Source organism: Mycoplasma sp. CB776, from assembly GCF_054343395.1.
This window is the reverse complement of the sequence record NZ_JBTGVD010000008.1, coordinates 26,431-33,156: the sequence shown is the minus strand read 5'-3', so window position 1 is coordinate 33,156 and position 6,726 is coordinate 26,431. Positions and strand designations below refer to the sequence as shown.

Annotated in this window: 6 protein-coding genes and 1 tRNA gene; 5 read left to right on the top strand and 2 right to left on the bottom strand. The window is 24.3% G+C overall.

Annotated elements, in window-relative coordinates; genetic code table 4:
• Nucleotides 1–38 precede the first annotated feature (38 nt).
• Complete coding sequence (locus tag ACXX86_RS01570) at nucleotides 39–647, bottom strand: thymidine kinase (RefSeq protein WP_436358839.1); 609 nt, start codon at nucleotides 645–647, stop codon at nucleotides 39–41.
• Nucleotides 648–808: 161 nt separating this feature from the next.
• Here ACXX86_RS01570 and ACXX86_RS01565 point away from each other — a divergent pair, with 161 nt between their 5' ends.
• Genes ACXX86_RS01565 through hinT form a run of 3 tightly spaced genes read left to right on the top strand, consistent with a single transcriptional unit; the run spans nucleotide 809 to nucleotide 4,983 of the window.
• The gene (locus ACXX86_RS01565) at nucleotides 809–3,001 is read left to right on the top strand and encodes a HinT-interacting membrane complex protein P80 (RefSeq protein WP_458557682.1); all 2,193 of its coding nucleotides are present in this window, start codon (nucleotides 809–811) and stop codon (nucleotides 2,999–3,001) included.
• Nucleotides 3,002–3,012: 11 nt separating this feature from the next.
• Nucleotides 3,013–4,653, top strand: coding sequence for a HinT-interacting membrane complex lipoprotein P60 (locus ACXX86_RS01560; protein ID WP_458561005.1), 1,641 nt, complete (start codon nucleotides 3,013–3,015; stop codon nucleotides 4,651–4,653).
• A 9-nt stretch (nucleotides 4,654–4,662) separates the two neighbouring features.
• A complete protein-coding gene (hinT, locus tag ACXX86_RS01555; protein WP_436358842.1) occupies nucleotides 4,663–4,983 on the top strand; it encodes a histidine triad protein HinT in 321 nt (106 codons plus the stop codon).
• 49 nt (nucleotides 4,984–5,032) lie between these two features.
• On the opposite strand, the gene ACXX86_RS01550 is transcribed toward hinT, so the two are convergent.
• Nucleotides 5,033–5,108: transfer RNA gene (locus ACXX86_RS01550), tRNA-Thr, on the bottom strand.
• Nucleotides 5,109–5,154: 46 nt separating this feature from the next.
• On the opposite strand from ACXX86_RS01550, the gene ACXX86_RS01545 reads away from it, so the two are divergent.
• Together ACXX86_RS01545 and ACXX86_RS01540 are read left to right on the top strand one after the other, a co-directional pair.
• Nucleotides 5,155–5,826 carry a 16S rRNA (uracil(1498)-N(3))-methyltransferase gene (locus tag ACXX86_RS01545; protein ID WP_458557684.1) on the top strand — a complete coding sequence of 224 codons (672 nt, stop codon included), beginning with the start codon at nucleotides 5,155–5,157 and terminating at the stop codon, nucleotides 5,824–5,826.
• A gap of 42 nt (nucleotides 5,827–5,868) precedes the next feature.
• On the top strand, nucleotides 5,869–6,717 hold the full coding sequence (locus tag ACXX86_RS01540) for a pseudouridine synthase (RefSeq protein WP_458559344.1): 849 nt from the start codon (nucleotides 5,869–5,871) through the stop codon (nucleotides 6,715–6,717).
• The last annotated feature ends 9 nt before the right edge of the window (nucleotides 6,718–6,726 follow it).

Genomic DNA, 6,726 nt, shown 5'->3' with positions numbered 1-6,726 from the left:
ATTGAGAAATTTTTACACAAAATTTATTACACTTCCGGTTATTTTTCTTCACTTTTGTCTTCGTTTTTATCTTTAATTTTTCCAAATTCGCCTTTTATATGACAAGATCTGCATCTTGCTTCATATTCTTCAGTGTCCCCTAAAAGTTTTACATTTTTACTATTAATTTTTCTAAAACTTGTAGATGCTGCATTTTTACACTTTACACATACTGCCTGCAATTTTGTAACATTTTCAGCCATTGAAAGTAATGCTGGAACAATACTAAAAGGTCTTCTTAAATAATCCATATCCAAACCGCTTACTATTACTCTTACACCATCATCAGCTAAATCACTAAGTAAATTAAGAACATCTTTACCAAAAAAGTGAACTTCGTCAATAGCGATTGCTTTATAATTTTTTTTATTAAATAACTCTTTTATTTCTTCGGCTGTAGAAGCATTAAAAGTTGATATTTTTGCTCCTGATCTAGAAATTATTTCATCTTCTGCAAACCTATTATCAAAGTGTGGTTTAACTACTAAAGTTTTAATATTTGCATATTCTAAAATTCTAATCCTTTTTAACAATTCTTCGCTTTTTCCAGAAAACATAGGACCGGTAATAACTTCAATCATTCCTTCAGAAAATTTTTTGTACATCATTCATACTCCTTTGCGTGTGTATTAATTATTATAATTATAAAAAGCAAAAAAATGAAAAATTTTTTATTTTTTTATTTTTAATTTATATTACATTAAAATTTGGTAAAATTTTTATATTAATTTAATTAATATAAATTAAATAGCAAACTAAAGAGGTAAATATGTCAAAAGAAAAACTTTCTAAAAAACTTGCAAGATTAAATTCCAAAAGCGAGAAAAAACAAAAAAAAGAAAGAACACCAGAACAAATTAAAAAAAGAAAAATCCTTAATGGAGTTTTATTTGCATCAGCTGCTTTGGTAGTTTCTGGATTAGCTATAGGAATTCCTTTAGGTATCACTAATGCACAACCTACAAAAATTGCAGCTAGAGCAGATTCAGATATTTTAGTAAGTATATCTACACCAAACGGTCCTAAAAACTTAAATCTTCAAGATATTATCAACGCAACCCAAACAGATTCAGTTATTAATAAAGAACAATTTGATGAAGCACAAAAAGTTTTAATTAATTATCTTTATGAAGAAGAATATGAGGCTTCTCAATTATTCAAAAAAGCATGAGATAAATCTTATGTAGCAGGTAAAACAAGTGCAAACGATAGATTTAATCCTAATTTTAAAAGCTATGATGATTTAAAACAATCACAACAAAAATTCCTTGAAGACGAAAGAAGAAGATATCAAAGAACTTATGGTTTCCAAAATTGAGAATCTGAATTTAATAAATATATTTCTACAGATCCAAAATTTGGTGGAGCAGTCAATTTTGATAAAGCAGTTGAATATTTAACATATAAAGAAGCAGAAAAAAAAGCTTTTGCAAGATTTACTCCAGAGTTTTCAACAACATACTTATATAAAGATGTTAAAAATAGAGTATTAAGTGAAGATATTAAAGATAAAAATGGAAATATTGTTTATAAAAAAGGTGATAGATTATTTAAAGATATTATCATTTTAGAAGATGATGCTGACAAAGGTTCAAACGTTGTAAATGGATTTATTCCAAATATCGAAAGAGAAAGTGATAAATCTAAAACAGAATCTGAAAAAGAAAAAATTAAAGATGAATATAAAGTTTCTGCATTTTTAACAAATTCTTATGTTAAAGAGTATATGAATGCAAATAATGTAATTAATAAATTTTATTTTAACAATAATGCTTTATTAAAAGATAAATTTTCATTCTTTGATGTTTCTCAATTAGTTATTCATGCTAATCAAAATTCTTCAAATGCACAAGATGCATGAACAATTGCTAAAGCTGATTTAAAAGAATTATTAAGATATTCAGTAACCCAAATAAATTCTAATGATTTAACCACACAAGAAGTAAAAACTACACTAAGTTTAATTGAAAACTTCAAAGGAAATACTGCTACTTCAGATGAGAATCAAAAATCTACTGATAGAATTTTACTTAACACAATTAATTCATCAGTTAATAAAACAAATGCACAAAATTTAGGACAATTACCTTTAAGAAATTTAAGTCAAATTTTTGATAGTGAAGATTCTTCTTATGGCATTACATTTTTAGATAATGTATTTAGTGCAAAAGAAGCAACACATATTTTATCCACTACTTTATTTAGTAAAATTAAAGAAAAGTTATTTGCAAATGGACATGAAAATTTACTTCCAGATGCTTCAACTTTAACTAATAAAAAATTAACTGAAATTAATGAACTAAATAAAAAAATAGCAGATTTTATTGATAAACTAAGCGATGGAGAACTTAAAAAAGCTGGTGAAGCTTTTAAAGAAACTTTTGGAGAAACTACCGATTCAAGTTATAGAATTCACACAATTTATAAATTAACTGAAAACAGTTCAATTATTTATTCAAGTAAAGGATTGAATATTATTTTAAAAAATTCAATAAACACTTTTGATAAATTACAAGAAATTCTTAAAAAAGAATTACAATTAAATGCTAATAATCAAATTAACTCTTCAATAACTAACAGACTTAAAATAAATGACTTATTTAATGAATTAAAAAACGAAAGTTTTGTTTTAAAAGACACAATATCTGATGAAAAATTTAAAACTAAATTATTGACAGATGTAAAAAGTAATAAGTCTGAAGAAGAAAAAACCAATTATATTAAGTCTTTAGAAAAAAATATTGATAATAAAATAATTTCTTATTCTAATGATTTAATTTTAAAAATAAATACTAAAATTGAAACTTATTTAACAGAAATTAAAAAATACAATTTAAATGCTGATTTTAATTTTGACAACACTAAAAACTACTGAACAATTACAGGAAAAACAGAAAAATCAGATGTAGACACTATTTATGATGCTTTACAAAAACATTTTGGAATTATTAAAAATAAATAAAGGAGAATGAAATGAAAAAAATTAAATATTCATTATTAACAAGTGTTATAGCGGGAATTATTCCGTTATCTGTTGTTTCTTGTTCTCCTGTTGAAGTAGAAAGTTCAGAAAAAATAATTCAAGATGAGAAATTAAAAAAAGAAGTAGTTAAAAGATTTATTGAAACCAAATATATCGAAACCATTTTAACTGATAAATGATTTAAAAATCAAAACTTAGATCAAGAATTTAAAAACAAAAATAGCGAATTTTATGCATTAGTTAAAAAAGCATTTAATTTTTACCAAAAACAAGAGTTGAAAAAAGACAGCACCTTTACAGTAAAATTTATAAATGATTTAAATTCTAATAATTTTTTAACTACAGAAGAATTAAAAGAATTATATACAGAGGTAGGACCAAATAAATTATTTACAGAAAAAGGATTTGAAATTTTATTTAACAACAATAATTCAGATTTAAAAAACAATATTTTAAAAATGGTTTTAGTTTTTAAATTCTTAACTAGTTCTGAATCTAAAGATATTATTGAATCCAATAAATATAAAACAAATTCAGCGGAAAAAAACACAAATTATAATCAAAGATTAGCATATCAAAATACTAATCCAGAAACCAAAGATTTCTTTTTAAAAACACTTTTATTAGAAAAACAACCTGCTCAAATTTGAAAATATGAGTCTACTGATTCAGATGACTTAGCCACTTATAATTTATTAGAAATTAAAGATGAAAATTCTTTTAACTCTTTAGTAGATGAAAGATTTAAAAATTCCAAAAACACCAATAAAATACAGGATTTTGAGTTATTAAATGTGAATGATGATATTGATTTAAAACAATTATTATCATATCAAGGAATTCTCTACAATCAAGGTTCTAACCCTAAAGGAAGTTTTAATTATGATGTTTATACTTTGAAAAGAGAGACAAATATAAAGAGCGGATTTGTGGATGAAAATTCTAGAATTATATATTCTAAAAATGATTTAGCAGCTGCAGAAAGTTGAAAAGGTAAAAAAGAATTACCTATCAAACTAAAAGACTCTTTTGACAAGACAAAAACAAAATATCAATTAACTAAAGAAGATATTGAAGTTGTTAAAGCAGCAGAACATAGTGATGTTACTTATACTGTTGAAAAAATTATGCCTTTTGAATCAGATAGCATCCAAAAAAGAGCAACAGTAATTATCAAGATGGTATTGACTACAAACAAAGACCAACAACACCCTTCTGCAAGAACTTATGCAGTAGATGTAACTTGAGATTCAAGCACACCTTCTTACTCTCCTAATATTTCTGATGCAGGTAGAGTACTTAGTGATTATCCTTCTTCTGTAAAAGCTATAAGTAGTGATTTAACCAAAATATCAGCTTCTTATGTAAATAAAATTGTGCCTTTATTTGATGAAAACAAAGCAACAACAAAAGACAATGTAACAACATATAAAACTTATTTCTCTTTAGATCACACACCTTGAAATACAGTAGAACAAAAGGAAATATTGGCATTTTCATTATATTTAGCAGACAAAAACACTCTATATGAAGAGATTAAAAAATTCTATGAAGATGCTGGTTACAAAATTGAATATAAAGATTCAATTTTAGACCCAGAATCAAATAATAAAAATACAACTAAAAAATAGAGATGTAAAATGGAACAATTATTTTTAAAAATTATAAATAGAGAAATACCAGCAAATATCATTTATGAAGATGAAAGAGTTATAGCTTTTCTTGATATAAAACCAGTTACAAAAGGACATTTTTTAGTAGTTCCTAAAATTTATTCTAGAAATTTATTTTCTATTGAAAATAGTGACTTAGAATATTTAATTGTAAAGGCAAAAGAACTTGCAATTGAACAAACTCAAAAATTAAATGTAAAAGGTTTTAAACTACTTGTAAACAACGAAAAAGAAGCAGGTCAAGAAGTTTTTCATACTCATATTCACATAATACCAAGTGAAAAATAAAAAAATCTCTTCTTTATTTTAAGAAGAGATTTTTATGGTCTATTTGATATGGTGCCAACAACAGGAATCGAACCTGCGACCCCATCCTTACCATGGATGCGCTCTACCTACTGAGCTATGATGGCTTTTCTATAATATTATAAACTAATTTAACAAAAATAGGAGTAAATTATGATGAGATTTTTTGCACAAAAAAAAGAAAATAATTATTTTATATTATCCAATGAAACTCTCCATCACATAAAGGTAGCTAGAATAAAAAACGAAAAAATAATTTGTATATATGAAGAAAAATTCTATATTTGTCATTTAGAAGGTGATTTAGCGATAATTGAGCAAGAACTTAAAGAAAATCACGAATTTAATGAACCTGTTATCATAGCAAGTGCAATAATTAATATCAAGCGTTTTGAGTGATTAATTCAAAAGGCTACAGAACTAGGTGCAAGTGATTTTTATCCAATTTTTAGTGAAAATGTTGAGCAAAAATTAGGCAACGACATTGACAAAAAAATTGAAAGATGACAAGAAATTGCCAAAAGTTCCACGCAACAAAGTTTCCGAAATAAAGTTATGAAAATACATTATCCCATTAACTTTAAAGAAATTTTAAACTTAAATATAAAAAATAAATATATAGCATATGAAAAAGTTGAAACTTCTGATAAAAATATTCTTTTTCCTCAAAATTCTTTATTTTTAATAGGTCCAGAAGGCGGTTTTAGTCAACAAGAAGTGGACTTAGCTTTAAAAAACAACTTTAAAGCAATAAGTTTAGGAAAAAGAATATTAAGAGCAGAAACCGCTCCTTTGTTTATTTTATCTAGAATAGAAGAAAATTAATTTTTTATAAAATAAAAAATAAATTTAAAGTAAAATTCAATTATGAGAATAATAAAAGCAACGTTAAATGATGAAGGTAGAAGATTATATAAATTTATAATTAAATATTTTAACAAGGTTCCTTTATCTAAAATAGAAAAACTTTTTCGCTTAAAAGATATAAAAATTAATGGCAAAAGAAGCAATGATAAAAAATATATTATTAGGGTTAATGATGAAATCCAAGTTTATGGACTAAATGAAGAAAAAATAAATCAAGAATTTACAACCACAAATAACAGTAAAGAAAAAAACTTTTCTATAATATTTGAAGACAAAAATATTTTAATAGTAAATAAAGAAGAAAATATAGCTATTCATAGTGAAGATAATTGTTTAGATTTACAAATTTTAAAGTATTTAAATTTTAAACAAAAAGATTCTTTTATTCCATCTCACATAGGTAGAATAGATAAAAAAACTTCAGGAATAGTAATATATGCAAAAAATTATAAAGCACTTGTCGAATTAAAAGAAAAACAAAAGAAATTTGAAAAAATTTATATCTTTAAATCTGATATAAAAATAGACAATAAATTCACTTCTTCACTTTTTCTTGAAAAAGATGAAACTAAGCAAAAAATGAAAGTAGTAAAAAACTCAAATATATTAGCTATAACAGAATTTTTTAGTGAAAATTCTAAAAAATATGCAAGATTAATAACAGGAAAAAAACATCAAATTAGAGTGACTTTATCACATTTAGGTTTTCCGATTTATGGCGATACAAAGTATGGTGGTAAAAAAAATTTTAGAGTTTTTTTACATTCACATAGAATCAAATTTAAAGATTTAAGTGGAGATTTATCTTATTTAAATGATAAAGAATTTATAAGTTATCCAAAATGATAGTAAGGAGAA